This window comes from Pseudanabaena sp. FACHB-2040 (genome assembly GCF_014696715.1).
In the GTDB taxonomy this organism is placed as follows: Bacteria; Cyanobacteriota; Cyanobacteriia; order Phormidesmidales; family Phormidesmidaceae; genus JACVSF01.
Window position 1 is genome coordinate 680,894 of sequence record NZ_JACJQO010000005.1, and the last position, 25,626, is coordinate 706,519.

General features: G+C 54.5%; 24 protein-coding genes. 10 read left to right on the forward strand and 14 right to left on the reverse strand.

Features of this window, described 5'->3' with window-relative positions; translation table 11 throughout:
* Positions 1-156: 156 nt before the first annotated feature.
* From H6G13_RS06815 to H6G13_RS06825, 3 genes are all read left to right on the forward strand, one after another.
* Positions 157-1,293: a glycosyltransferase family 4 protein gene (locus H6G13_RS06815; RefSeq protein WP_199305748.1), complete on the forward strand. Its 1,137-nt coding sequence runs from the start codon at positions 157-159 to the stop codon at positions 1,291-1,293.
* Between the two features lie 106 nt (positions 1,294-1,399).
* Complete coding sequence (wbaP, locus tag H6G13_RS06820) at positions 1,400-2,776, forward strand: undecaprenyl-phosphate galactose phosphotransferase WbaP (RefSeq protein ID WP_242028170.1); 1,377 nt, start codon at positions 1,400-1,402, stop codon at positions 2,774-2,776.
* Entirely contained in the window at positions 2,763-4,070 is a 1,308-nt protein-coding gene (locus H6G13_RS06825) for an O-antigen ligase family protein (protein WP_190482398.1), read from the forward strand. Before wbaP ends, H6G13_RS06825 begins: the two co-directional genes overlap by 14 nt.
* A gap of 33 nt (positions 4,071-4,103) precedes the next feature.
* Here the strand turns inward: H6G13_RS06825 and H6G13_RS28295 are convergent, their stop codons facing one another.
* The gene (locus H6G13_RS28295; protein ID WP_199305749.1) at positions 4,104-4,199 is read right to left on the reverse strand and encodes a cytochrome b6-f complex subunit PetL; all 96 of its coding nucleotides are present in this window, start codon (positions 4,197-4,199) and stop codon (positions 4,104-4,106) included.
* Positions 4,200-4,358: 159 nt separating this feature from the next.
* Between H6G13_RS28295 and aroB the strand changes: the two genes are divergently transcribed.
* The gene (aroB, locus tag H6G13_RS06830; RefSeq protein WP_190482399.1) at positions 4,359-5,471 is read left to right on the forward strand and encodes a 3-dehydroquinate synthase; all 1,113 of its coding nucleotides are present in this window, start codon (positions 4,359-4,361) and stop codon (positions 5,469-5,471) included.
* Between the two features lie 146 nt (positions 5,472-5,617).
* Positions 5,618-6,253 carry an imidazoleglycerol-phosphate dehydratase HisB gene (gene hisB / locus H6G13_RS06835; RefSeq protein ID WP_190482400.1) on the forward strand — a complete coding sequence of 212 codons (636 nt, stop codon included), beginning with the start codon at positions 5,618-5,620 and terminating at the stop codon, positions 6,251-6,253.
* Between the two features lie 62 nt (positions 6,254-6,315).
* On the opposite strand, the gene H6G13_RS06840 is transcribed toward hisB, so the two are convergent.
* Together H6G13_RS06840 and H6G13_RS06845 are read right to left on the reverse strand one after the other, a co-directional pair.
* Positions 6,316-7,974, reverse strand: a complete 1,659-nt coding sequence (locus H6G13_RS06840) for a CocE/NonD family hydrolase (protein ID WP_199305750.1) — start codon at positions 7,972-7,974, stop codon at positions 6,316-6,318.
* Positions 7,975-7,990: 16 nt separating this feature from the next.
* On the reverse strand, positions 7,991-8,479 hold the full coding sequence (locus H6G13_RS06845) for a cupin domain-containing protein (RefSeq protein ID WP_190482401.1): 489 nt from the start codon (positions 8,477-8,479) through the stop codon (positions 7,991-7,993).
* Positions 8,480-8,785: 306 nt separating this feature from the next.
* Here H6G13_RS06845 and H6G13_RS06850 point away from each other — a divergent pair, with 306 nt between their 5' ends.
* Both H6G13_RS06850 and H6G13_RS06855 read left to right on the forward strand, forming a co-directional pair.
* Complete coding sequence (locus tag H6G13_RS06850; RefSeq protein WP_242028171.1) at positions 8,786-10,213, forward strand: amidohydrolase; 1,428 nt, start codon at positions 8,786-8,788, stop codon at positions 10,211-10,213.
* A gap of 130 nt (positions 10,214-10,343) precedes the next feature.
* Complete coding sequence (locus tag H6G13_RS06855; RefSeq protein ID WP_190482402.1) at positions 10,344-11,483, forward strand: SpoIIE family protein phosphatase; 1,140 nt, start codon at positions 10,344-10,346, stop codon at positions 11,481-11,483.
* A gap of 46 nt (positions 11,484-11,529) precedes the next feature.
* Here H6G13_RS06855 and H6G13_RS06860 read toward each other — a convergent pair whose 3' ends face one another.
* The 7 genes from H6G13_RS06860 to H6G13_RS06890 all read right to left on the reverse strand — a co-directional run bounded on the left by H6G13_RS06860 (position 11,530) and on the right by H6G13_RS06890 (position 18,483).
* Entirely contained in the window at positions 11,530-11,850 is a 321-nt protein-coding gene (locus H6G13_RS06860; RefSeq protein ID WP_190482403.1) for an STAS domain-containing protein, read from the reverse strand.
* Between the two features lie 155 nt (positions 11,851-12,005).
* On the reverse strand, positions 12,006-13,106 hold the full coding sequence (locus H6G13_RS06865) for a glycerate kinase (protein WP_242028172.1): 1,101 nt from the start codon (positions 13,104-13,106) through the stop codon (positions 12,006-12,008).
* A 1-nt stretch (position 13,107) separates the two neighbouring features.
* A complete protein-coding gene (locus H6G13_RS06870) occupies positions 13,108-14,880 on the reverse strand; it encodes a DUF3352 domain-containing protein (RefSeq protein WP_190482404.1) in 1,773 nt (590 codons plus the stop codon).
* Positions 14,881-15,056: 176 nt separating this feature from the next.
* Complete coding sequence (gene lexA / locus H6G13_RS06875; protein WP_190482405.1) at positions 15,057-15,671, reverse strand: transcriptional repressor LexA; 615 nt, start codon at positions 15,669-15,671, stop codon at positions 15,057-15,059.
* 255 nt (positions 15,672-15,926) lie between these two features.
* Positions 15,927-17,051, reverse strand: a complete 1,125-nt coding sequence (rpoD, locus tag H6G13_RS06880) for an RNA polymerase sigma factor RpoD (protein ID WP_190482406.1) — start codon at positions 17,049-17,051, stop codon at positions 15,927-15,929.
* Positions 17,052-17,520: 469 nt separating this feature from the next.
* Positions 17,521-17,847, reverse strand: a complete 327-nt coding sequence (locus H6G13_RS06885; RefSeq protein ID WP_190482407.1) for a hypothetical protein — start codon at positions 17,845-17,847, stop codon at positions 17,521-17,523.
* 255 nt (positions 17,848-18,102) lie between these two features.
* On the reverse strand, positions 18,103-18,483 hold the full coding sequence (locus tag H6G13_RS06890) for a response regulator (protein WP_190482408.1): 381 nt from the start codon (positions 18,481-18,483) through the stop codon (positions 18,103-18,105).
* 684 nt (positions 18,484-19,167) lie between these two features.
* Between H6G13_RS06890 and nth the strand changes: the two genes are divergently transcribed.
* The 3 genes from nth to H6G13_RS06905 are packed head-to-tail and all read left to right on the forward strand — an operon-like array spanning position 19,168 to position 21,646.
* Positions 19,168-19,836: an endonuclease III gene (nth, locus tag H6G13_RS06895; protein WP_347277452.1), complete on the forward strand. Its 669-nt coding sequence runs from the start codon at positions 19,168-19,170 to the stop codon at positions 19,834-19,836.
* Positions 19,837-19,842: 6 nt separating this feature from the next.
* A complete protein-coding gene (locus H6G13_RS06900) occupies positions 19,843-20,820 on the forward strand; it encodes a D-glycerate dehydrogenase (protein ID WP_190482410.1) in 978 nt (325 codons plus the stop codon).
* Positions 20,813-21,646, forward strand: a complete 834-nt coding sequence (locus H6G13_RS06905) for an SDR family oxidoreductase (RefSeq protein ID WP_190482411.1) — start codon at positions 20,813-20,815, stop codon at positions 21,644-21,646. The genes H6G13_RS06900 and H6G13_RS06905 overlap by 8 nt, the downstream gene beginning before the upstream one ends.
* A gap of 108 nt (positions 21,647-21,754) precedes the next feature.
* Here the strand turns inward: H6G13_RS06905 and H6G13_RS06910 are convergent, their stop codons facing one another.
* From H6G13_RS06910 to H6G13_RS06925, 4 genes are read right to left on the reverse strand one after another with little or no spacing between them, the layout of a single operon-like run.
* Positions 21,755-22,126, reverse strand: a complete 372-nt coding sequence (locus H6G13_RS06910; protein ID WP_190482412.1) for a hypothetical protein — start codon at positions 22,124-22,126, stop codon at positions 21,755-21,757.
* Positions 22,127-22,128: 2 nt separating this feature from the next.
* Positions 22,129-23,106, reverse strand: a complete 978-nt coding sequence (gene secF, locus H6G13_RS06915) for a protein translocase subunit SecF (RefSeq protein WP_190482413.1) — start codon at positions 23,104-23,106, stop codon at positions 22,129-22,131.
* A 13-nt stretch (positions 23,107-23,119) separates the two neighbouring features.
* Positions 23,120-24,541 carry a protein translocase subunit SecD gene (secD, locus tag H6G13_RS06920; RefSeq protein ID WP_190482414.1) on the reverse strand — a complete coding sequence of 474 codons (1,422 nt, stop codon included), beginning with the start codon at positions 24,539-24,541 and terminating at the stop codon, positions 23,120-23,122.
* A 38-nt stretch (positions 24,542-24,579) separates the two neighbouring features.
* Positions 24,580-25,563, reverse strand: a complete 984-nt coding sequence (locus H6G13_RS06925; protein ID WP_190482415.1) for an alpha-ketoacid dehydrogenase subunit beta — start codon at positions 25,561-25,563, stop codon at positions 24,580-24,582.
* Positions 25,564-25,626 lie beyond the last annotated feature (63 nt).

Sequence of the window (25,626 nt, forward strand, 5' to 3'; positions counted from 1 at the left end):
CTACTGAGTTTTACATCATCGATTCACTTTAGGTGGCTTAGAACGGCATTGTCAATCTGACCCATACGGGGGATCTCTGCGGCTGAGGCTGCTTTTGCGTCCACCTCGTTTCCTTATTGCCCGATACTTGAAGGCTAGCTCTAGCCGCAGTTGAAGATGACATTGAAAGTTGCCTTAGTGCATGAGTGGCTAGTGAGCCATGCGGGTTCGGAGAAGGTTGTCGAGCAGGTTCTGGAGTGCTTTCCATCCAGCGATATTTTCTGCCTGGTGGACTTCCTGCAAGGCACAGATCGGAACTTTTTGGGCGATCACCAGGTCTACCCTTCTGTCATTCAACGGCTGCCCCTAGCGCAGAGGCACTTTCGGCAGTACTTACCTCTAATGCCCTTAGCGATTGAAAGGTTTGATCTCTCTGACTACAACCTGGTGCTCTCCAGCCACCACGCAGTGGCGAAAGGGGTGCTGACTCGGGCCGATCAGCTGCATATCAGCTATGTGCATACGCCTTTGCGCTACGGCTGGGATCTGCAACACCAGTACCTGCAGCAAAGCGGCCTCAATCGGGGCCTCAAGGGCTGGGTGACTCAAGTGATACTGCACTACCTGCGCCTGTGGGATGTGGCTAGCGCTAATCGGGTTGACTGCTTTGTGGCCAATTCCCGCTATGTCGCCCGGCGCATCTGGAAAACCTACCGTCGTCCGGCCCAAGTTATTTACCCCCCAGTAGAAACGACCCGCTTTGTGGCCTCCCCCCAGCGAGACGACTTTTACCTAACTGTTTCTCGGTGTGTTCCTTATAAGCGGCTCGATTTGACGGTGGCGGCTTTTAACCAGCTGGGCCTGCCGCTGGTCGTTATTGGAGACGGGCCGGGGCTAAATGATTTGCGATCGCAAGCCAAGCCCAACATCCACTTCCTCGGCCATCAACCCGATTCAGCTGTAGAAGACCACATGAGCCGCTGCAAAGCCTTCGTTTTTCCGGCCGAGGAAGACTTTGGCATTGCCATTGTGGAAGCTCAGGCAGCAGGCGCACCCGTCATCGCCTTTGGTCGGGGAGGAGCAACAGAAACCGTTATGCCTGGAAAAACGGGCCTGCTGTTTCCCTCACAAACGGTTCCCAGCTTAATGGAATGGGTACAAGCTTTTGAAGCAGGACAATTTTCCTTTAGCTCAGAGCAAATCCAAAACCATGCTGAGAAATTTTCGGTAGAACGATTTCGCCGAGAATTTAAGACCTTTGTTGAAGCGATGTGGAGGAAATTTGAGCAAGGCGAAGCGTTGGAGATGCATTAGAGTATTTACGGTGATGCAGGAGTGAGCTGCGGCTGGCATGATTCCCCTACGCCGAACTCTGAAACCGGCTATTTCGACTCTGAAAATCTCGTCCCAATCATGGCCCATGATTGGGGTTTTTCTGGCCTCAGATACCTTAGCTTTACTAGGGGCTGCCCTGGCCGGTGTTTATCTTCGTCTAGCTTTTAATGGAGAGTACCATCCCTCTCTGTATTGGCATTTGTGGCCCGTCATTGGGCTTTTTTTACTGGCCTATTGGGCCTCAGGGCTCTATCCCACGGTAGGGTTAAGCCCGGTTGATGAACTGAGGCGAATTTGCCTCTGCACCACGCTGACCTACCTGGCGCTCGGAGCGGCTATTTTTCTATTCCAAGAAGGTGAAACCTACTCCCGAGGCATTTTTTTGCTGGCCTGGCTGTTTTCCCTAATAGCCGTTTTGGCGGGTCGTCTTATCGTTCGTCAGCTATTTTCCCGCTACACGTGGTGGGGATATCCAGTCTTAATTTTGGGCGCGGGCCGCACCGGAGAACTGGTGATTAAAACCCTACAGCACCAGCCGGGCTTCGGGCTCAAGCCGCTGGCTGTTTTAGATGACAATCCCAACAAGCGAGGTGAACTGGCAGGCGTACCTATTTTAGGCCCCCTGTCTTTGGCCCCAGCACTGGCGGTAGAGCGGGAGATTAGCTACGCCATTATTGCCATGCCTGGGGTGCAGCGGGAAAAGCTGATGACCATCCTGGAGCGATACGCTCACACCTTTCCCCACCTGCTGATGATTCCCGATCTCTTTGGCATTGCCAGCCTGTGGGTAGCGACCAAAGACCTAGGCGGTGTTTTGGGGCTAGAGCTGCGGCAAAACTTGCTGCTGCCGGGCCCCCGCATGACCAAAGCCTGCCTGGATGTCTGCCTGACAGTGGTGATAGGGCTGCTGCTGCTGCCGCTGATTGCGCTGATTGCAGTGCTGATCAAGATCGACTCGCCAGGGCCTATTCTATATAGTCAGGAGCGGCTCGGTCGAGGCGCTCAGCACTTCACGGTTTGGAAATTTCGCTCTATGCGCCTAGATGCCGATCAAGCTCTAGAGCGCTACCTCAGGGAAAACCCTAACCTGAAGGAAAATTGGGAGCTAGACCACAAGCTGAAGGACGATCCGCGCATCACCCGAGTCGGCAAACTTCTTCGCCGCACCAGCCTAGACGAACTGCCCCAGCTCTGGAACGTACTGCGCCGAGAAATGAGCCTAGTAGGGCCTAGGCCCATTGTTGATCGAGAAGTTTGGCGCTACGCCGATAAATTCGAGCTCTATGCTCGGGTTTCACCGGGCCTAACTGGGCTCTGGCAAGTCTCTGGGCGAAATGATGTGTCGTATGATGAGCGAGTCAATTTAGATGCTTACTATGTCCGGAACTGGTCCGTTTGGCTCGATATTTATATATTAATTCGTACAGTTTGGGTGGTTTTGGTTTGGGATGGCGCCTACTAAATTTGGTAAGTTCGGAAGACTCACAACTTCTCTAAATCCTGAAGCAGGGCTGCTGGGATGTCTATTGATTTTGCCCTATGCCAGCTACCTTGCCTTGGTAGGTATGGCCTCTTTAACCCTCTGGATCTGGCTGCAGCACAGTCAGGCCGCTTGGCGGCTTTTAGCCCGTCAGGGATGGCTCGTGCTGGCGATCGGGATGGGAATTACTGCGGCTACGGCCTATGACCCGGTCGAAGCTGGGCTACAGCTCACGAATTTTCTGCCTTTCTTCCTGTTTTTTGCGGCTCTTTCTGTTTGGATTGGTCATCTCCAGCGCCCCCTCTCTACCCTTGAAACTTGGGCCTTTATTCTGGTGCTGGGTTCAATCCCCATCAGTTTGCGGGCCGGAGTAGAGTATTACCTGAAAAGCCCGCCGGTAGAAACCAGGCTATTTGACTCTCCCTATTTTGGCTGGCTGTATAGTCAGGTTGACTACGGCCACCGAGCTAGTTCGGTGTTTGGTCATCCCAACGTATTAGGAGCTTATCTGGTCATTATTTTAGGGTTGGCGCTGGGGCTGGGGCTAAAGGTTTTGCGGAGCGGCACCCTGGTTGCCCAGTGGCGGTGGCGCTACTGGCCGCTGGTCCTCTATAGCGCGATCGCATTGGCCCTATTAGGCATTTTTTGTTCGGGCTCTCGCAGTGGAGTGCTAGTTGCGATCGCACAGCTCCTGATCGTCGGCTGGCTGATGCGCCGCAATCGGCTCATCGTGCTGCTGGGGCTCTCCGGCATTGCCGCTGTCTCGGCAGCGGTTTTGGCGCTAGGCATTGGCGGTCGATCGGTCGGTGAAGCCTTGACCACCACCACTCTGAGAATGGATGTCTGGGAAATTTCCCTCGATCTGATTCGGCAACACCCCTGGCTGGGAACGGGGCTAGGCGGCTTCAGGCTGAGCTATGTGCCCTACACCATTCCCCAGTACGACACGGTAGAGCACGCCCACAACCTGTGGCTCATGCTGGCGGCCGAGATTGGCATTCCGCTGATGCTGCTTTTTACCGCAACCGTAGGCTGGATCTGCTGCCAAGGACTCAAGACGTTAATCGGCTCCAAAAACAAGCACTTTCCCCGTAGCGAGCAGGCCGTCCTGGCAGGTTATGGCTTGGCTTTTATGAGCTGTATCTTATTTGCCCTGTTTGATGTGACCTTCTACGACTCGCGGGTTAATGTTTTAGGCTGGCTGACGCTGGCTGTCCTTCAGGCCATACCCGCTCTGGCTGCTAGAGAAGATCTGGCTGAGGCCGATGCAGCTTAGCCTGGCTAAATAACCAGGCTAAGTCGTCTGTGGCTAGATCACCTTAGTAATTCTCAGGCCAAAGTAGAGGCCAATAGCCAAACCCAGCATCGCGCCATAAAAAAGGAAGTAGGCTACAACGCTACCCATACTCAATTCTCCCAAGCATAAATTACAGCAATTGCTGTAATTTATTGAACCACGAGACTGACCTCGAAGGCTGAGCTTCCAGCAACAGGTAGAGAAGACTGTCCTCGTGACGAGAATCCGGCAAGGGGGTAGGGTGGAAATGAAGAGGAAACCACAGCCATGAAATCAACAATTACTGTCCCCCTGCCTGAACAGGCCTATGAAGTCGTAGTTGCCCCAGGCGGCCTCGATCACCTAGGCCACTGGTTGACCGACGATACCCCCCGCATCAAACCTGGGCAGAAACTGTTGCTGGTTTCCAATCCGATGATCTATGAGCATTTTGGTGAGCGGGTCAAAGCAGCACTAGAGCAGGTGGGTTTTCAGGTCAGCCCCTGTCTTTTGCCTGCCGGAGAACGCTATAAGACCCTAGCCTCGGTGCAAAAACTTTACGATGCTGCCCTAGAACAGCGCTTAGAGCGGGGGTCGGCTATGGTGGCCCTAGGCGGTGGAGTCATTGGGGATATGACCGGGTTTGCTGCCGCCACCTGGCTCCGCGGCATTCCAGTAGTGCAGGTGCCTACCTCTCTACTGGCCATGGTTGATGCTTCAATTGGCGGCAAAACCGGCGTTAACCATCCCCAAGGCAAAAACCTAATCGGGGCATTTCACCAACCCCGCCTAGTGCTCATTGACCCCCAAGTGCTAAAAACTCTGCCCGCCCGTGAGTTTCGAGCAGGCATGGCCGAGGTAATCAAATACGGCGTCATCTGGGACACCGAACTGTTCGCTGCTCTGGAAGCGGCCGAACGGCTAGACCAGTTTCGCTATATCTCTGAAGATCTGCTCCAGCTAATCCTGACCCGCTCCTGCCAGGCCAAGGCCGATGTCGTCTCCCAAGATGAAAAGGAAGCGGGCAAGCGGGCCATTCTCAATTACGGACACACCATTGGCCACGCAATTGAGAGCCTGACCGGCTACCGCACCATCAATCATGGCGAAGGGGTAGCCATGGGCATGGCAGCAGCAGGCCTGTTGGCCGAAAAGATGGGGATGTGGAACAGCACCGACAACCAGCGTCAGCGCCTTCTGATTGAAAAAGCAGGTCTCCCCAGCACCATTCCTAGCGATCTAGACCCCGATGCAATTATCGATCTGCTCCAGACCGATAAAAAGGTCAAAGACGGCAAAGTGCGCTTTGTGCTACCCGAGGCCCTGGGCAAGGTCACCATTACCGACCAAGTTGATGAGGCCGACATCCGGCAGGTATTAAAAACCCTGCAAAGCACCTAAATCTCTCCCTCCCCGTGTCTCCCCCTCTCCGCATCCCGCGTCTCCCCCCTAAACCCCAGCTCCCCACTCTGGAGCCCTGCAGCTCATTGTCGCGGCTAGCGCTGACATGGCACGATAGGGGTTTCTTGAGTTACTGGGTTTGACCTATGCAGACGCGCGATCGCAACTTCTCCCCCGCCTCCGATTTAATCCTTGACCGTAGCGCCTCGGTCAGCCGCACCACAGGCGAAACCGATGTGCAGGTCAGCCTCAACCTAGACGGACAGGGACAGTGCAGCGCAGCGACCGGCGTCCCCTTTCTCGACCACATGCTGCACCAAATTTCCTCCCACGGGCTAATCGATCTAGAAGTGCGGGCTAAGGGAGACTGGGAAATAGATGACCATCACACCAATGAAGATGTCGGCATCACCCTGGGCATGGCGCTGCACAAGGCCCTGGGCGATCGCAAAGGCATTGTCCGTTTCGGTCATTTTTTGGCTCCCCTAGATGAGGCGCTGGTGCAGGTGACTCTAGACTTTTCAGGGCGGCCCCACCTCAGCTACGGGCTGCAGATCCCTACAGAGCGAGTCGGCACCTACGATACTCAGCTAGTGCGGGAGTTCTTTGTGGCCGTGGTCAACCACAGCCAGATGACCCTCCACATTCGCCAGCTAGACGGCATCAACTCCCACCACATCATTGAGGCCACCTTTAAAGCCTTTGCCCGCGCTGTGCGCATGGCGGTTGAAATCGATCCCCGCCGAGCCCACCTAATTCCCAGCTCCAAGGGAGTGATTTAGACGAATTCCATACTGGGAGAAGCCCGCGCCGTATTGCCTAAGCGGTCGGTGTCAGGATTCTGTCACGGCAGAGGCGGCCCCACCAACGGCAGCCTCAGCTTAGAGGGGGCGCTGCGGGGCGGGTTCACCGTTAGGGTAATGATGCGGCAGTCCATTCGGGCACTGTCTCCGGCAGGCTTACCGGTCCCGGCATTAACCGCGTAGGCGGGAAAGCAGGCAGCACTGAGGCTGAGTCGCAGGGCGTGACCTTTAGGAATGGCAAAGCAGGTGGGCTGTAGCGATAGCGTCAGCGGCTGCCCTCGCTCTGTCTCTGGCCGCTCTACCCGCTGATAGCCTTGGGTCAGGTTAAAGACACGACCATCGGCTCGCACCTCCGACAGCACCGCGCAGACATCAAAGCTAGAGGCATCAGCACGGCAGCGCAGGTCTAGCTGAACGATACCTGCGATCGCAACAGTCGCCTCAAAAGGCTCCGTAGTGTAGGTCAGCACATCGCTACGGCCATCAATCGCCGAGCGCTCAAACGACCCTGATGGCATACCCGCATGGCCCCCTAAGGAAGGAACAGGTCGCCAAGGATCGTGTACCACCACGTCCGGCTCCGGCGGAGCCAGCGGAAACTCAGCCTCCAGTTTGCCGACATCTTCTCGCATACCGGCTAGGCCAGTACTGGTCAGGTAGTAGGTCTGAGTTTCTCCTTCAGGCCAGGCGGCAAAGGTGCGCCACTGGTTGGTCCCCATCTCAAACAGGGAGATCGAATCCTCCTTCAGCAGGCCCGTATTTTTGCGCTTGAGAAACTGGTCAAACCAGCGGATTTGCAGTCGATCAATCGGGCTAATAGCTTTAGGGCCAAAATCAACCGCCCCTACCTGACGGCTCCAGGGCAGGTGGCCCCAAGGCCCCACCCAAAGATGCTGAGGTGTTGTGCCTCGCGCCTTCATCTCCTGGTAGAGCCGCAGGCTGCCTCTCAAGTAGGGATCAAACCAGCCGCCCACGTGGAGCATAGGCAAATCGACTCGGCTCAGATCAGGTTTAAGGGCCTGCCAGTAGTCATCGGGGTAGGGGTGATCGAGCCAGTCGTAGAAGAAAGAATCGGCAGCCAGCTGCGAGAGCACCTGAGGCCGCGCCGCAATCGCCTCGTTCAAGGGTAAGTCGCGGGAGGCCGCATAGAGACGGTTAAACGCTATCTCGTCCCCCTGGCGGCGAGCCGCCTCGGCAGCCAGCTGAATCGCCCAGCCCAGCCCAGCCTGCAGCAGCAGCGCGCCATTCTCATAGGCCCAGTCGGCATAGAGATCGTAGCCGACCATAGCGGGAGCTAAAACCTTGAGGGCAGGAGGCGCTGCCGTCGCTGCATAAAGCTGGGTCATGCCTTGGTAGGAAAAGCCATACATTCCCACCTGGCCAGTGCTGCCGGGTAGCCCGGCAGCCCAAGCCACGGCATCAGCACCATCGTCAGCTTCGTGAGCAAATAGCTGAAACGCCCCTTCCGAACTGCCCCGGCCTCGCACGTCTTGAATCACGACGATGTAGCCCTGGCTGGCGTACCAGGTCGGGTGGGCATAGACCACAGTGGATGCGATCGCACGGCCATAGGGCTGCCGCATCAGCAGGACCGGGAAACGCCCTTCATCCTCTGGGTAATAGACATCCGAATCCAGGCGGACGCCATCGCGGGTGTGCATAGACAGAGTTTGGTGCGGCTGTACCCGGTACCGTGCCATGAAGCAGTTCGTTTAATCAGGGGCAGGACACTAGACTAGCAGGCAGGCCGTCCTGTCGGCCCAAAACAGCCAAATCTTCCTCATCTAGCTCTGCCGGAATGCCGCTACGGATCAGTTCGGCAAAGTCCTCGTTCGGCACCATAATACAAAGCGCATAGAGCCGACTTGGCCCAACGTTTTCAATCACGTGAACGCCCGTGGGCGGCACCAGAATGCTGTCTCCTGCCCGGATCAGCATGCTTTTGCCATCACAGGTAGCGCGGCCTTCTCCTTTAAGCACAAAAAACATTTCCACGGCAATCTGGTGTCGATTAGGCGGCGTCTTTCCCCCTACATCAAAAATTTCGACACAGTAGGTCAAAGACATATTGGCAATAGTGGGATCAAAAACAATCGCCAGACGATTCGTATCTTGAGAGCTAATGCGATAAGCCTGATAGTCTTTGGGAGACTTAATTACAGGCACCACACAGCTTTCAGAAAGCGTACAGCTTGGAGTATCCATACCGGTCTCCATGAGGAAGTAGGTTAGTTAAAGGCTGAAATTATGGCTGAACTATTGCTGAATCCGGACGGTTTTTGCCGCCTATAGCGTTGGCTAATCACCTCTGCAAATAAGGTGTCTGCAACCTGCTTACCAGACCTCCGGCAGTCGCAGGGTAGTCTCTACAACACTTTGTAATAACAAGTCAGAAACTAGCGTTAAATTGGCCTACCTTACGCATCCAAATTACCCCAAAATTAGATGGCTATGAACCAGTTCTAAGGCGTAAAACAGGGCACAATAGGAGCGTTCCAGCGGGAAAATCTATTGGGAGTCGTCATTTTGAGCCAGACCTTTACCCTTCGGTCCGTTCTTGTCCTCAGTGAAACAGGCTACCAGACTCAAGATGTCCAGGTTAGCGAGGGCATCATTGCGGCGATAGGTGCCGACCTCTCCGTGATAGGAGAATCGATTGACGGTCGAGGGAAACTGCTGCTGCCGGGATTTGTCAATGCCCACACCCACTCTCCAGAAATGTGGTGCCGAGGGCTAATTCCGCCACTGCCCCTAGAACTCTGGTTGGGGGTGCTCTATCAGTGCCCGCCACTGACGCCCGAGCAGACATACCTAGCAGCGCTCTGGACGGCGGCTGAGACACTTCTATCGGGGGGAACAACCCTAGTTGACCACCTGCTCTTGACTCCAGGGCAGGAGCTGGAAACCATTGCTGCCGCCGCCCAGGCCTACGAAGAGATTGGCATTCGCGCCTGCATTGCCCCGCTGATTCAAGATCACTCAATGGATGTCAGTATTCCAACGGGTCAGGTCAGCAGTCAGCTTCCGTCTACCCGCCAAACTCGGGCTGTGCTGGAGATGATGGAAACGGCCATACAGCGGCACCATCAGCCTGCCAAGGGGATCTATATCGCCCCTGGCCCAACTGGCTTTCAGCTCTGCTCCGAAACCCTATTTCGGGGCTGCGTTGAGCTGAGCCAACGGTACGACCTCTGCCTCCACACTCACCTATTAGAAACCAAGGCCCAGCAAATGCTAGCCTACGAGCGCTATGGAGTAAGTGGCGTGGAGTATCTCAACCGCATCGGCTTTTTGGGCTCTAAAACGTCTCTAGCCCACGGAGTTTGGCTAGACGACGCTGACATCGATCTGCTAGCGATGACCGGGGCCACAGTGGTACACAATCCGCTGAGCAATTTGCGCCTGGGCAGCGGTATCGCGCCGTTACTGAAATACCGGCGGGCGGGCGTAAACGTGACATTTGGCTGCGATGGCTCAGCCAGCAACGATGGGCAAGATTTGCTAGAAGCCATCAAGCTGGGCACAATGCTGCACAACCCAACCGACTTTGAGTACCGCAACTGGCTGAGTCTGCAAACAGCAGCTTCTATGGCAAGCCTAGGCGGGGCTAAGGGCTTAGGCCTGCAGGAGCAGATTGGATCGCTTACGGTAGGCAAGCAAGCCGACTTGGTTCTCTATGATTTAAGTGACTGGTCGATGCTGCCTGCTAGCGATCCCTTAGGGCTGCTGCTGCTGGGCAGACCTGTCAATCTGGTGGATCGGCTCTGGGTAGGGGGTCGCGCTATTCTCCAAGACCGTCAGTTTAAAACGGTGGATCTGGCAAATCTGCGGCAGCAACTGCTGCAGGGGCGATCTAGCTGGGTGACGACTCCCCCCGTCCTAAGTCAGGCATTGGAGGAACAGTACCGTTCTGTGATGGGTCTTGGGGCAGGGGCCTAGGTGGGTGTAGTTAAAGATTGAGGATAGAGAGCTCAATCGATGGCGCGACGTATCGGAATCCTGCAAGATAGGGAGGGAATGTGCATCAATTTTTAAAGCCAGCCTCAAGACACGCCAGAAGCCTGATGTGATGACTGATGCGACGACCGATATCCTCGTCATTGAACACGACCCTATCACCGAGCATTTTTTGGTGCATACGCTACGGCAGCAGGGGTACACGGTGACGACCGCCCGTACGGGGCAGGAGGGGTTAGCCCAAGCCAAAACGCTGCAGCCCGCAGTCATTATTTGCGACTGGAATATTCCTGGCACTGTAGATGGGTTGACCATCTGTCAAACCGTTAAGCAGACTGTCGTCTCGACTACTTTTTTCCTGCTGCTGACGTCTCGCCACAGCATTGCCGATCGTGTTAAAGGGCTGGAGCTAGGGGCCGATGACCTCCTGTCCACACCGGTCGACGTAAATGAGCTGCGCGCTAGAGTGCGGGCCGGACTGCGGCTGCACCAGCTAGCCCGCGACTTGCGGCAGCAAAAGCAGCGGCTAGAAGACGAACTCGCAGAAGCAGAAGCCTACGTTCGCTCGCTGTTGCCCGATAGCCAAGCAGGGCGGGTGCCGATTCAGGCCCGCTTTGTACCCTCACAGCAGCTAGGCGGCGACTGCTACGACTATTACTGGCTGGATCCAGACTATCTGGTGATGTACCTGCTAGACGTCTCAGGGCATGGGCTGGGGTCGGCTCTCCTGTCAACCTCGGTGCTAAACGTGCTGCGATCGCAATCTCTCCCCGACGTCAACTTCTATCGCCCAGAGAATGTGCTCAAAGCCCTGAACGAAACCTTTCAGATGAGCGACCAGAACCAGAAATACTTCACTATCTGGTACGGCGTTCTCAACTGCGCCAATCGGCAATTGCTCTATGCCAGTGCCGGACACCCACCTGCTGTCTTGATCTCTGAGCAGCAGCAGGGGTTTACCGCCGAGCGACTACGCACCCCCGGCATGCCTATCGGCATGATGCCGGAAGCCCGCTATCAGTGGCAGCGGTGCCAGGTTCCCCCCAATAGCACCCTTTATCTCTTCAGTGACGGTCTCTACGAGGTGCTTCAGGACAACCGGGAATACATCGGGCTAGACGGATTTATTGATTGTCTGTCTCAGGCTCAGCGGCAGACCCATGTCGACGACATTCTACAGTCCGTGGAGCGGCGGCGAAGCCCCGGTAGCGCCACCGACGACATGTCCCTGGTCTCAATCGTTATAGATTAGGGTGTTCTAAATTAGGGTCTGGACTTAAGACCTGGAGCAGGGCGCTCTAGCTCAGTACCTTAGCTTCAAACTCAGCGCGATCAGCAAACACCTCAAAGACCCGGTCCATTCCCGTCAGGTCAAACAGCATGCGAACCTGATCGTTAATCGAGCAAATATACATCTTGCGCTCGGCTGCCCGCACTTTCTTCAAGACCATCACCAGACTGCCCAGCCCCGAGCTGTCAATAAAGCTGACTTTTTCTAGATCAATCAAAATTATCTCGTACTCCTCTGACAAAGCCTCATCCACGGCTTTACGGAAGGCCTCCGCGTGGGTACTGTCCAAAACTCCAGCTGGTTCAACAGCTTTAAAAGAAGAAGTCATTTTGAGCCCTTACAACAGAATCACAAAAACACAGCTAATGCAGGATTTAGGGTGCTGCCCCTTACCTAGACAGCCTCTTGCTTCAGCACCTTTTTCACAGGGGCCTGTTTCAAGAGTACCGCTGTCAGTTAAGCAAACCGATAGCGCGCTATTACCTAGACTGACAAAGTCTCCGTTGAAAGAGGGGGCTTTTCCGGAGAATAAATGCGCAAGGGCCTACGATCAGGGCCAATTTCAATCACCAGATCGACCCAGTCCGGCTGGCTGCATAGAGGAGTGATAAAAAGCTCTGGGTGTAACGCCTGCCAGAAATACTCGACAAATTGGTTCAAGGTAGCGTCGGACATACCTGCCTTGCCCTGAGCCATCATCTGGTGCTCGGCCTGACGCCGCCACCGCTGGCTGATACGGTAGTCCTGGGGATAGAGAACTACTAGACGGTCCAGAAGCGCCCACAGCGGCAGATATGCCTGCAGCTGCTGGTTCATATCACGAGCAAACTGGCGATCGGCCTCAGTCTCAATTGGCGGCGGTAGGGGCTGATCAAATCGTTGGGGCTCGATTGGCCGAACGCCCAAAAACCATCCTTCAAACAGCACAATATCAACATTTTCAACCCATTCGGGCGTTATCCGGTCCCCCTCTCCTCCATGCAGTGACTTATCAAACCGGGGTAGGGGCACCGCCTCTTCCGGCTGGGCCCGTCGCAGGTGCTCAAGAGTAGCAATGCCCAGATCAATATCGTGGGTGCCAGGTGGGCCTCGCCAGATCAGGCGAGGGTCAATTAGCCGCAGCTGTTGTCGGTCGGCATAGGTTTTATAGAGGTCATCAATGGACAGCCCTACCGTTCGATAGCCCATAACCTGAAGCAGCAGCTGCAAGATTTGGGTGAGCGTAGTTTTGCCTGTCCCCTGCCCGCCTAAAAACCCCTGAATTAAAGGTGAGGATTGGCTCTGTCGAGCCGCTCGCAGCTGCAGCGCTAGAGGCAGCCAGAGCTGCCAATAGAGCGGCAGGTAAGCGCTGAGAGGCTGGTGGGGCAGAGGCAGCCGATCGTGCAGCGGCACCATCTGATGTAGCCAGTGCAACCGTTCCTCTAGCGCTTCCCGAACCGTCTTGGGCGTGATTTGCCAGGCTGAGGAACGGCGGGTGTCGGTTAGTTCCCAGGCGATTAGCTGCTGCCACTGATCCTCGGCAATCGGCTGTCCGGCAAGGCTCTGCTCTAAAATTTGCACCACGTCTATCATCGCTACAGCCATCCTATGACCTGCTAAGCCGAAAGAAGATGCCGCCTGAGTAAGCCTGTTCGTCTCGACCGTAGCTAGTCACTGCGATCGACTGTAGATGGCTGAATAGGGGTTGGCCTAAGGTTTCAATAAGCTTGAGCCAGGGAGCCCGATTCAGCCAATCTGGTCTGAGGGTTTGCCAGTCGAGATAGAGGTAGCCTGCATTGGGCAGGGTTAAAGGCTCGATAGTTTTTTGCCATTGAGGCGAGGTGAGCAGCGAGTTGCCATTCACCTGAAACGCTCGGTAAAGGCTGGTGGGCGAGTTTGACAGCAGTTCGTACTCTCCTGACTGAGTGTGCAGACCTGCAACTGTTGTAGTCACAACTAGTTCAGGGGATGCGCCCGCTGGAGATGAGGAATTTGGATCTGGGGTGGAGGCAATGGATAGACGAGTCCAGGCCGAGACTGATTGATCTGCCAATGTCAGGGGGCCTACGCTCAAACCCTGCTGTCGGGCCAGCTCATCAAAGCGGGCCATTGCCGCTGGGGTATTGTCTTGGTGGTGGGCAGCTAGCACCCAGCCTGAGGCCATTTGAGGGGAGCGAGTCACCAGTCCTAAAGCATAGTCTCCGCTAATCCAATCTAGCAGCGCTTCTGGCGGTTGATTAGGCAAAGGGGCCTGCAGGCGATCCCACAGTGGCTGCCAGGCGGGTACCGCAGCCGCATAATAGGGCAGATTGTTGCGAACATCTTGCCACAGCTGGTCTAGCTGGCTACCCACGGCAGCCAGTGCTGTGTCGGCAGGCAAAAATTGGGCGGCCTCGGGCGGTACCGGGGTAGCCTGCTGTGGTTTGAACGGATGTCCAGCAGCGGCCAGCAGCACTGTATCAGCCAACAGTCCTTGACGGTGAGGGCGCAGGGAGAAAACAGCTCGATCAATTATGCCGTCTGAGCTGCCTAAGCCTTGAGTCCGGAGAGCGGCAGTCGTATGGGTAGCCAACCCTAACCAGCTCAAGCTGGGGGGCAAGTTAACAACGGCTAGACCAATTCGACTGTTGTCTAGCGAAGCTACAGCTTTCCGGTAGCCCAGGTCGTGCTCCAGATTGAGATCTCTAGACTGGGCTGCGGTTAAGGCCTGCTGCAAAACTCTGGGGTCGTTAGCCAACAGAACAAACTTTTGGCCAACTAGAGCGCTGGCAACGGACTGAGGGCCAAATTCAGCAATTCCAGCTTGAGGCAAATCAGCTGGGGAGGGGTCGCCTTGAGCTGGGGTATAAATTAGCTTGCTGCCCGCAAACTGCTCAAATCTGAGGCGGTCTCCTGCGATCGCACGTTTTTGCCAAAACAGCTCGAGCACAGCCTTAGCCCGCTCGCTATCGCGGCAGCTCAGGGCTAGCAGGTAGCCGGGCTGGCTGCCGTTATCGGGATCTTGATCAAGATCCGCTGTTGTGACGGCAAAGGTAATCTCGTTGCCTAACCAGGGACGAATATCCTCTTCGTAGGTCAGTCCCACCCCTGCTAGCAAGGATTTTTCTAGCCGAGCAATCTCGGCTTGGGTTTGCCGTCGATCGCCTGGAGCCGCTAGCAGCAGCCACAGATCTGTCAGGCGATCGGGGCGAGTTAACAGCGACACCATAACGGGCGCATTCTTAGAGACAAAGGGAGCCGCAGTGGGCAGCGACTGTCCCCCCTGAGCAAGCAGAAAAAGTGGACTCCGAGAGGTGAGCCCAATAAATCCACCGATTCCCACCACCAGCAAAGCCACCACAACCAGAGTCAAGGTGGAAAAAAACGTTCGGACTTTCATGCGATCAATCGAACTAGCACCAGAGATTCCTGACCTCTATGCCCTTGACTCGGACGCAGTGGTCAAGAGCTAGTTTATTACTGCAGGGCAGATGCCAGCGCTAGATCTCTATGTAAGTCGCCGTAATTTAAGGATTGTGAAGGTTTTGCCCGGTGCTAACGAGAATCAAGGCTGAGCTAGACCACTAGATCCGGATCCAGTCCTCGCCAAACAGCGATCAAGCGCCCCTGCAAATCTACAGCCTCTGCCGGAAATTCCATCACCGGATACTTGGGGTTGGCCGGCTTAAGCTGCACCAGATTGCCCTGACGGTGAAAGGATTTTAAGGTTGTACCGCTCTCCACACGGGCAGCCACGATGGTACCTTCCCGCAGGCTTTGAGGATCGGTAATGGGGCGCATAATGACGACATCGCCGTCGCAAATCTGCTCCCCAATCATGCTGTCTCCGGTAACTTTTAGCGCGTAGTCATTGGTCCGAATGGGCAGCCCAGTCAGGTCCAAGCGCTCAATCCCGTCGGTAAACACTTCATTGACAAAACCAGCGGCAATGGTGCCCAGGATAGGTACACCCCGAGCATTTCCTTTAACGCGAATGGTTCTTGCCTTGCCCTCGCTCCATTCGATGTAGCCTTTATTCTTAAGATGCTCCAGACGGCTCTGAATAGGAGCAGGTGACTTCAACCCCATAGCCCGCATCATCTGGCGAATGGAAGGAGAGTGCTGATGCTCTCGGATGTAGTCTACCAGCCAGTCGTAAAGCTCTTGTTGGGCAACAGTAAGGGGTTCCATAGTGGGAGACGCTCAAACGCTGTACGGTAATCATAACAGAACAAGTGTACCAATAAATACAGAGTTCTGTCTATAATCTATGTAAACATCTGTATTGTCTACCCCTAAAGCTTGCTCCCTCAGCAAGCCACAACCCAACTAAACAGCTCAACTAAAAAGTAAAGAGACCGCCCGTAGACGATCTCTTTAATAATCACTTGTAGGACGATATCCTGCAAGCTGTTAGATCCAGGAAGATCTCACCCTTACCTGCTCCTAACGGATGTATTCCTTAAGGATGCTGTTGCGGTTGGGGTGGCGAAGCTTGCGCAGGGCCTTGGCCTCAATTTGACGGATGCGCTCACGTGTAACGTTAAAGATCTGGCCAATTTCTTCCAGAGTCTTCATCCGGCCATCGTCAAGGCCGTAACGTAGACGCAGCACATCGCGTTCGCGGGGGCTGAGGGTGCCTAAAACACTCTCTAGGTCTTCCCGCAGCAGGCTCTTGGAGACCTGATCTTCTGGAGTTTCACCATCGGACTCGATGAAGTCTCCTAGACGGGAGTCTTCTTCTTTACCAATGGGAGTCTCTAGGGAGATGGGCAGCTGAGCTGACTTAGCGATGAAGCGAAGCTTCTCGATAGTCATTTCCATGCGGGTTGCAATTTCCTCTTCCGTGGGCTTGCGGCCCAGTTCTTGAGACAGCAGCTTAGTGGTTTTCTTAATCCGAGAGATGGTTTCGTACAGGTGAACCGGCAGACGAATCGTGCGGGACTGATCTGCGATCGCACGGGTGATAGCCTGACGGATCCACCAGGTCGCATAGGTAGAGAACTTGTAACCCTTTTCGTGGTCAAACTTCTCCGCCGCTCGAATCAGGCCTAGGCTGCCTTCCTGGATCAAATCCTGGAAAGATAGCCCTCGGTTCATATACTTCTTGGCAATGGAGACGACCAGTCGCAGGTTGGACTGCACCATTTTGTCTTTGGCGCGGCGACCTACGTGTAGACGGCGGCGGAAGGCTGGCAGTTCCATGCCCACCTGACTCGCCCACTCATCATCTCGAGGATCCCGTTGCAGGCTCTCAACTAAACCTTCTCGAATACGCTCCAGCTCCAGGAGGTCCGCAATTTTGCGAGCCAGTTCGATTTCCTCTTCGGCCCTCAGCAGGCGAATTCTTCCAATTTCTTGGAGATAAAGACGAATGGAATCTTCAGTGTAATGGCCCCGTTTCTTGGCTGGAGTACGGCGGCGGGAAGTTTTTCCCTTGGCTCCTTTAGCCGGCCCCTCCTCCTCCTCTTCGTCTGGAGCGACAAAATCCTCGTCCCCATCGTTACCAAGCAAGAGTTCTAGCTCGTTCTCCGGCTCAATGGTTTCGAGCAGATGATTAGCTTGAGTCATGCCGCGATCCTCGTGCTCCTCTAAATTCAAGACAAAGGCTTCATTCAAACTAGCACTCCGGGTCAAACCCTGCCTGCTATTTCTAAAGCGTTGTTAACGCTTTGTGTCACCCGTAGGCCGGACTTAAGAAATAACGTGACAGAGAGTCTTCCCAGAATCCCAAAAAAAGTCACAGTTGGGCGTGAATGTAGCCTCCCAGTATTACCGGGAACCATTCCGCCAAAAGTTTTCCAATTGTAACTTCTCCAACAAAGATGTACCACCTAAATGCTTGATTTCCGGCTTAGAATTCACACACTCCTTAATCAAAACCCGCAAATTGGTAGCCACGGCGACTTCCTAAATTTTTTGGAGGCTGTATGTAGGTCAAGAAAAGCCTATTTTTTTAAGAATTAAAAAGGAATTCACGCTGAGCAGCTGCTCTTTCTAGCGCTCTAGTCTTATGGAGAAGGTCTTGTTAAAGGAGGTGCTAAAGAAAGTCGCTAGTTTTTGAAGCCTCAGAGCTAACGTCTGCCGAGGGTTGGTACACTGACTGCTGCAGGCTCGTAACTGCCAACTTTTGATTGCGTAAGCTGATCCACAGGCTGCAGTGGTTGTCTGCCGTGCTCACAACAATGCCAGCCTGCCGCTCAGCTAACCTGCAGGCCGTCTGGTAAAGCCGAGATCGCTGATCGGTCTTGACGGTTTGGGCGCGGTAGTAAAGCTCGTTCCGATGATGCAGTCCATCCTGCACCCTGCCATTGAACCAGAACTTAAAGAGGTTCAACTGGCTTTCTAGCAAAATTTGAGGCAGCACAGGGCTTCACTCCAATCTCGTTGGGGATAGGGAACAAGGAAATACCCAGTGACTTGCCAAAGCGTTGGGAGCAAATCTAGAGCATCCCGATCAAAGTTTCTCAGCTAGCAAAATTTTTAGGTTACAGTCAGACTCAGCATCAAAGCTAGCAGGCAAAGGGTTAGGGAGCTTACTAGAGCTCTGTTAGAAATACTTTTCCTAGTCTACCCAGGGGGAACGCTGCCTATCTTGGGGTAGGAGAAATGGGGCTTACGTCTAGCTCTGTTTAGCCAGGGCTGATTCGACTAGAGAGGTGAGAACTTCTCCACTCAAGGGCTTAACTAGAAATCCGTCGAGACCAGGATTCTCATCCTGCTGTCCCCAGCGGGGGCTGGTTGAATCAGTCAAGGCAACAATAGTCATGTTGGCTGTACTGGCTCCCTGGCGCAGCTGTTCTACTAGAGGCTGAGACCAATTTTGCCCATCGCCTATCAAAATCACGAGGTAGGGAGGTACCTGATGAACTTTGGCCAGCGCTTGTTCTGCTGTCCCTGCAATGAAAACAGGACAGTGCAGCTGAGTCAGCAGAGAATGAACTCCACTCGATTCTTGCCGCTGGGTATCCAATACTAAAATGTAGCGATGAGTCTTTGACATACACAGTAAACTACTCTGGCTTTTTATAGTAGTTAGTCCTCGAGAAGTAGCTTTAAAAGTTTCGCATTGTCCAAAATATGGCTAAAAGCCTGAAAGGCTGGTTTCACGGTCTTGTTAGGGTTAGTAGGGCAATAATCTTCTTCCGTTTTTTTTAGCCTTGTGAAATCAAATCTAAATAACGAAATTCCGGTGAGCTGTTAGCCCTGAAGGCAGTTCAAGTAATGCAGCTTAAGTCTTCGCAATAAAGCTTTATACAAAAGCAAAAAATTACTTAAGATTGCCAGCAAAAAAACAAATGCCTTACTTCAAATGCTTGCCTGCTCATCTTTTTAAGCTTTTTACCTTGTTTTTTAATAGACCCGAAAGCCCGCTTTTAAAGTCGATTAGGCAAGCTAGCTAGAGAGCACAGCTCTAGCTAGCTTGATATCTTTCTTAGGAGAGATGTCAGGATTCTGGGGTTTGCTCTTGGACTATTAGGTGATTGCTCTGTCTGCTCAATTGTTTCAACTCTTCTTCAAAAAAGCTGGGCTGAGCTTCGGAGTTTTGCATCATTTGAGTAGGTTGATCGCCTTAGTTAAAGTAGGATTTGGGCCTACTTCCATGAGCGATCTTCGGTGAATGGATTTCATTGCTTTTACTGATCGCTTTTACAATAAAGCAGACGAATTCCGATGGCCATGGGTGGTGCTAACCCAACCTTTCGATATTGATCGGGTACTGACAACCATTCGAGATGCGATCGCACCGTTTCCTAAGGCGGCTATGTTTCAGCTGGCAGAGGAGGGGTTTGACTCCCTGTTTGAGCAGCTGGTCTCCTGCATCATCTCCATCCGGACCTACGATGAGGTCAGTGCGCCGGTTTCCCAACGCCTCTTTAAGCAGGCCCGGACGCCAGAAGCCATAGCGCAGCTATCCGTTGCCGAAATTTTTGACTGTATTCGAGACAGTACCTTCGCTGACCGTAAAGCAGAGCAGATTTTGGCTATTGCTCAGCAAATTGTGTCGGAGTATGGGGGGCATCTACCGGCTGACCCTGAAGTTCTCACTAGCTTTCATGGTGTGGGGCCCAAGTGTGCCCACTTGGCTCTGGGGGTGGCGTGTCATCTGCCGTATATCAGTGTCGATGTGCATGTTCATCGGGTGACCAACCGCTGGGGCTACGTACAGACCCGGACGCCCGAGAAAACGCTGGTGGCGCTCCAGAAACAGCTGCCCCAGCAATACTGGGTTGAGATTAACTCGCTGCTGGTGCCCTTTGGCAAACACATTTGCCGAGGGACTCGCCCTCGTTGCCAAACCTGTCCGGTCGAGTCTATGTGTGCTCAGGTCGGAGTCACAGAGGTGGGGGGATAGGCAGGTATGAGCCGTTCTAAAATCTTTGTCACTCGCCGACTGCCCATTTCTCTCTCACCGCTAGAAGCTGTGGCGGAGGTTGTGCTTTGGCCTGAGCGGCAGCCCCCGCCTTATGAGGTGCTGCGGCGCGAGAGCCAGCGCTGTGAAGGGCTGCTGTGTTTGTTGACCGACCGCATTGATGCAGCACTGCTGCAGGCTTCACCCCAGCTCAAGGTGGTGAGCCAGATGGCAGTCGGTTACGACAATATTGATGTCAAGGCTGCCACCGCGCTCAAAATCCCGGTGGGCCATACGCCAGGGGTATTGACCGAAGCAACGGCGGATTTGACCTGGGCTTTGCTCATGGCAGCGGCGCGGCGCGTAGTTGAGGGCGATCGGTTTACCCGCTCAGGCCAGTGGACGACCTGGGAGCCTGACCTGCTCTTAGGACCTGATGTGGCGGGAGCGACCCTCGGCATTGTGGGGCTCGGTCGCATTGGTCAGGCGGTAGCTCGGCGGGCGCTAGGGTTTGATATGCGAGTGCTTTATACAGCGCCTCGACCGGTTGATAAAGCCCTTGAGCAGCAGATCAGGGCTGAGTACGTTGACCTGAGTAGGGTTTTGCGAGAGGCCGACTTTATTACCCTGCACGTGCCGCTAACCACAGCAACGCATCATCTCTTAGGGGCAGCTCAGTTTCAGCAGATGAAGCCGACTGCCGTTTTGATCAACACGGCTCGTGGTGCCATCGTCGATCAGAAGGCGCTGTATGAGGCACTGCAGGCAGGGCAGCTAGCCGGGGCAGCGCTAGATGTTACTGAGCCGGAACCAACGCCACTGACAGAACCACTGCTCAGCCTACCCTCTGTCATTGTGACGCCCCACATCGGCAGTGCCAGCCGTCAGGCTCGTGAGAAGATGGCGCAGATAGCAATAGCTAACCTGCTGGCTGGCTTGCGAGACGATCCTTTACCTCATTGCGTAAATTCGGAGATTTATGGTTGAAGCTTCTACTCGGCTACGTGTTTTGGTGGTGGGTGCAACTGGCGGGGTTGGCCAGCTAGCAGTAGCCAACCTGCTGGAGCAGGGCTATCCGGTGCGAGCATTAACCCGCTCTACAGAGAAGGTGCAGCGGCTGTTTGACAATCGTGTTGAGGCCGTCGTGGGAGACATTCGCCAGCCGGAAACGCTGCCACCTGCAATGACGGGGGTGGGCTATCTAATTTGCGCCACCGGTACAACCGCGTTTCCCTCACAACGATGGGAAATTGAGCTGCCAGAGGGAGGCGGAGGACTAGCAGGTGTAATAGGGTGGGGCCGCATTCTCACCGATGCCACTTACCGTCAGCAGCACAGCCGCAATAATCCTCATATAGTTGATGCTCTAGGCGTTGCCAATCTGGTTGCCGCCGCTCCTGCCGACCTCAAGCGGTTTGTCTTTATTTCATCAGTCGGCATTCAGCGCCAAAAGCAGTTTCCGTTTTCGGCCCTAAACGCCTTTGGTGTACTCGAGGCAAAGCAGCAGGGAGAGCAGGCAATTCAGCAGTCGGGCTTGCCCTACACAATCATTCGACCGGGGCGGCTCATCGATGGCCCCTACACTTCCTATGACCTAAACACGCTGCTTCAAGCCAAAACCCAGAGCAAGCGAGGCGTGGCCATTGGTCAGGGCGACACTTTGGCTGGAGACGCCAGCCGCATTGACGTGGCTGCCGCCTGCGTAGCCTGCCTGCAAAACCCAGCGGCAGAAAACCAAATTTTTGAGCTAGTTAACCAGGGCAGCCGTCCGGCAGAACTCGACTGGAACCGCTTGTTTGCCAGCCTGAATTGAGAAGAAGGGGTGGGGAATGTAAGGAGTAAGAGCTTTGAACTAAGGCCAGATTCACTGAAGTTAAAATCCAACACTCAGTAGTTTGGCCCTCTCCCCTCTGCTCTCTCCCTACTCCTCACAAACCTGTCGCCAAAGCGGGTGCCTAGGTCCTTTCTGGCGGATGCGGCCGAGCTGCTTTTCGAGGCGTTCTCGTTCGTGGGTCGAGAGGCCAAACAAGATATGGCGGCTTTCTGCCATCAGAAGCGCCACTGTCATGCCGACACACAGGCTTAGACCTAGCGCCGACAGACGGTTATAGGCTAGCCCATAGCGGACTGCTGTCCAGGTGAAATACTGACGCAGCAGGGCTATTTCGCCGCGAAGGTGCCATAGACAAAGGGGGGCAACCACTAGCCAGAGCAGGCAGGTAATTATCCACCACCGCCGCATCATGACATCTCTGAGCCGGTTAATTTGGCGTTCGTAGGCGGAATCTGTCACGGTTAAGGAGTGTCTTCAACCGTTCCGGGCAGGGGCTCAGCGTCGGCCTGGGTCGCGTAAGCTCGGCCTGTTCGCTCTCGCCAGAAGGCCAGCATTGTACTGGCCACAAAGATGCTGGAGTAGGCTCCGGAGACAAACCCAATAATTAGAGCCAGGGCAAAATACTTAAGTGTTTGCCCGCCAAACAGCAGGATGGCTAGCAGGGGCAGCGTGGTGGTCAGACTGGTGTTGATAGAGCGGGCTAGCGTCTGATTGACGGAGTCATCAACGAGCTTATCAATGTGCTCACTGGGCTGAAGCTTAATGCTCTCACGCACTCGGTCGTAGATGACTACCGTATCGTTAACCGAAAATCCAACGATGGTCAGCAGGGCCACAATAAATAGGCTGTCTATCTCAACCCCTAAGACCAAACCCAAGGCAGCGAAGACGCCAGCAGTAATGAGAACATCGTGGAACAGAGCAATAATCGCAAAAACTGCGTAGTCAAACTCAAAACGAAGACTGAGGTAAACAATGATACCAGCAAACGAAACTACGAGTGCTAGCAGACCTGAGGCAAAGAGCTGTTGCCCGATTACTGGCCCAACTGAGTCAATTTGAATTGAGTTGGGGTCAAACTGGCCCAAAGCGTTTTCGAGGGAGGACTGCAGTTGCGATCGCACCTCAGTCTCTAGATTAATCGTTCGCACCGCCAGAGTCTGCCGGTCTTCGCCTATAACCTGCAGGCTACTGCTCTCTAGCCCCTGCTCAGCTAGCACCTGACGCACAACAGCCAGATCAATCGGCTCGCTGCAGTTGTCGGGCACTGAACAGTCCCGCGTTAGCTGCAGCCGGGTGCCCCCGGCAAAATCGAGTCCAGGCCGCAGCGGCGTCCCTATCTGCTGCCAGGAGATCGCCATCGCCACCAACCCTGCCAGGATGGCCAGACCCGAGATTGTCCACCAGAGGCGGCGCTGCTTAATAACGTTGAGCTTCATAAGACCAGGAGAGTTAGTACTTGGGGGCCTGCTTTAACCCCGGACAAAACAGTTCAGGCTTGCGGAACTGAGGCAGGGAGAGACTAAACAGCAGAAAAGTACGGCTACAGGTCAGTGCCGTAAACATGCTAATGGCGACTCCAATGGCCAGGGTTAGGGCAAATCCTCGAACCAGGCCGGCTCCCAACCAGAACAAAGCACCACAGGCGATCAGCGTAGTGACATTGCTGTCAAGAATGCTGGAGAAGGCTCGGTAAAAACCGGCCTCTACGGAGCGGTAGAGGGTTTTGCCTGAGCGCAGTTCTTCGCGAGTGCGCTCAAAAATCAGCACATTGGCGTCAACAGCCATGCCAATGCTGAGAATAAACCCGGCGATACCGGGTAGAGTCAGGGTAACGCCCAGTAGATTGAAGGCGGCCCAGGTCAGCAGAGCATAGATCACCAGCGACAGATCGGCCAGGATGCCTGGCAGGCGGTAGTAAACGGCCATAAAAATCAGCACCAAAACTAGGCCGCCTATGCCTGCGTATAGGCTGCTCTGGATACTGTCACGGCCCAAAGTCGGTCCTACGGTGCGGTTTTCAACGATTTCGACAGGCACTGGCAGTGCACCACCGCGCAGCTGAATGGCTAGATCTTGGGCAGAGGCAGCGTCAAAGTTGCCCGAAATAACAGCTCCACCCCCAGCAATGCCGGTTTCGGCGTACTGCACATCAACGGTGGGCGAGCTGATCAGGCGATTGTCAAGAAAAATGCCTAAACCACGTCCGGTGCCAGCTATGCTGCGGGTCAGATCGGCAAACCGTTCGCCGCCTTCTCGATCAAACTGGATCTCTACCTGCCAAATTGATCCACTCGGCGGTAGACCCGCCTGGGCGTTGGTTAGGGCTTCACCTGTTAGCTGAGGCGGTTCAAATAGGTCGGCAATGGCGGCTTCGCTGGTTGCGATCGCAGCCTGTAGCTGCTCCAGCTCACTCACGGCATCTGAGTCAGGCAGGCCCCGTGACTGGGTCTGCTGCAGTGCGGCCAACTCCTGCAGGTGCCCCTGAAGAACCTGATTCTCAACCACAATTTGCTGCTCGGTGCCGGGCCTTTGCGCCCGAAACTCTAGCTGGGCCGTACCGCCCAACACCCGCTCTGCCTGCTCAGGATCATTGATGTCGGGTAGCTGAACCAAGAGCTGGTCACTGCCTAGCTCCTGCACAAGCGCCTCTGAGACACCCAAACCATTAACCCGACCCTCCACCACCCGTTTAACCGCATCTAGGGCCTCGGGAGTAATTTCCCTCACCTTATCAGTGGTCTGGACCTGTAGCGTCAGCTGAGAGCCACCCCGCAAATCCAGGCCCAACCGGGTCGGAATTTGTACGATCACCAGGACAGCCGCGATGGCCAATGCAAAAATGACCGCCAGCAGTAACCGTTGTCTTGCCATAAATCACACATCTCAACAGCGAAGACTCTGGGTCAACCCTAAACCCTCAGAGCCACCATTTTCTCAACCGCTTCTTCAATTTGCTTGGGCTGAACAATAGTTAGGCTCTCCAGCTTACCGTTATACGGTGTAGGAATGTCTTGAGAGGACAGACGCAACACAGGCGCATCCAGTTCATCAAAGAACCGGTCATTGATCGAGGCAATAATCTCTGCGCCCACCCCACCGGTCTTCATACACTCCTCTACCACGATAACTCGGTGAGTCTTGCGGATGGACTGACCAATGGTCTCAAAGTCTAGAGGCTTCAAAGAAATTAGGTCAATAACCTCGGGGTCAAAACCCTGCTTCTCCAGATTCTTCACCGCCTGCATGACGTGATGGCGCATGCGGGAATAGGTCAAGATCGTCACATCGCTGCCTTGCCGCACCACCTCAGCCTTGTCCAGAGGGACCAAATATTCGTGCTCAGGCAGGTCTTCCTTCAGGTTATAGAGCAGCACGTGCTCAAAAAACAGCACCGGATTGTTGTCACGGATAGCGGATTTGAGCAGGCCCTTCGCGTTGTAAGGCGTAGAACAAGCCACAATTTTTAAGCCCGGCACCGCCTGAAAGTAAGCCTCTAGCCGCTGGGAGTGCTCAGCGCCAAGCTGCCGCCCGACCCCGCCCGGCCCCCGAATCACCATCGGAATCTTGAAGTTGCCGCCAGAGGTATAGCGCAGCATTCCCGCGTTGTTGGCAATCTGATTAAAGGCCAACAGCAAAAAGCCCATGTTCATCCCTTCGATGATGGGGCGCAGCCCGGTCATGGCTGCACCAACGGCCATGCCGGTAAAACTGTTTTCGGCAATAGGCGTGTCAAGTACCCGCAGTTCACCGTACTTCTCATAGAGATCCTTAGTGACCTTATAAGACCCGCCGTACTGCCCCACGTCCTCTCCCAGCACAAATACTGTGGGATCTCGCTGCATTTCTTCGTCAATCGCCTCCCGTAGGGCGTTGAACAACAGGGTTTCTGCCATTTTGAGCTATGCCAATAATTTATTTGATAAGTTCCAAAGTCATCTTGATCTAGGGGCCAGCAG

Bases quoted from the DNA above. Each gene is read 5' to 3' on its own strand.
- secD (WP_190482414.1), bottom strand. From the start codon at position 24,541: ATGGCAAGACAACGGTTACTGCTGGCGGTCATTTTTGCATTGGCCATC.
- H6G13_RS06825 (WP_190482398.1), top strand. From the start codon at position 2,763: ATGGCGCCTACTAAATTTGGTAAGTTCGGAAGACTCACAACTTCTCTA.
- H6G13_RS06890 (WP_190482408.1), bottom strand. From the start codon at position 18,483: ATGTCAAAGACTCATCGCTACATTTTAGTATTGGATACCCAGCGGCAA.
- H6G13_RS06905 (WP_190482411.1), top strand. From the start codon at position 20,813: ATGGTTGAAGCTTCTACTCGGCTACGTGTTTTGGTGGTGGGTGCAACT.
- H6G13_RS06925 (WP_190482415.1), bottom strand. From the start codon at position 25,563: ATGGCAGAAACCCTGTTGTTCAACGCCCTACGGGAGGCGATTGACGAA.
- H6G13_RS06870 (WP_190482404.1), bottom strand. From the start codon at position 14,880: ATGAAAGTCCGAACGTTTTTTTCCACCTTGACTCTGGTTGTGGTGGCT.
- wbaP (WP_242028170.1), top strand. From the start codon at position 1,400: ATGATTGGGGTTTTTCTGGCCTCAGATACCTTAGCTTTACTAGGGGCT.
- H6G13_RS28295 (WP_199305749.1), bottom strand. From the start codon at position 4,199: ATGGGTAGCGTTGTAGCCTACTTCCTTTTTTATGGCGCGATGCTGGGT.
- H6G13_RS06900 (WP_190482410.1), top strand. From the start codon at position 19,843: ATGAGCCGTTCTAAAATCTTTGTCACTCGCCGACTGCCCATTTCTCTC.
- rpoD (WP_190482406.1), bottom strand. From the start codon at position 17,051: ATGACTCAAGCTAATCATCTGCTCGAAACCATTGAGCCGGAGAACGAG.
- H6G13_RS06860 (WP_190482403.1), bottom strand. From the start codon at position 11,850: ATGACTTCTTCTTTTAAAGCTGTTGAACCAGCTGGAGTTTTGGACAGT.
- hisB (WP_190482400.1), top strand. From the start codon at position 5,618: ATGCAGACGCGCGATCGCAACTTCTCCCCCGCCTCCGATTTAATCCTT.
- H6G13_RS06840 (WP_199305750.1), bottom strand. From the start codon at position 7,974: ATGGCACGGTACCGGGTACAGCCGCACCAAACTCTGTCTATGCACACC.
- H6G13_RS06865 (WP_242028172.1), bottom strand. From the start codon at position 13,106: ATGGCTGTAGCGATGATAGACGTGGTGCAAATTTTAGAGCAGAGCCTT.
- aroB (WP_190482399.1), top strand. From the start codon at position 4,359: ATGAAATCAACAATTACTGTCCCCCTGCCTGAACAGGCCTATGAAGTC.
- secF (WP_190482413.1), bottom strand. From the start codon at position 23,106: ATGAAGCTCAACGTTATTAAGCAGCGCCGCCTCTGGTGGACAATCTCG.
- H6G13_RS06815 (WP_199305748.1), top strand. From the start codon at position 157: ATGACATTGAAAGTTGCCTTAGTGCATGAGTGGCTAGTGAGCCATGCG.
- lexA (WP_190482405.1), bottom strand. From the start codon at position 15,671: ATGGAACCCCTTACTGTTGCCCAACAAGAGCTTTACGACTGGCTGGTA.
- H6G13_RS06845 (WP_190482401.1), bottom strand. From the start codon at position 8,479: ATGGATACTCCAAGCTGTACGCTTTCTGAAAGCTGTGTGGTGCCTGTA.
- H6G13_RS06855 (WP_190482402.1), top strand. From the start codon at position 10,344: ATGACTGATGCGACGACCGATATCCTCGTCATTGAACACGACCCTATC.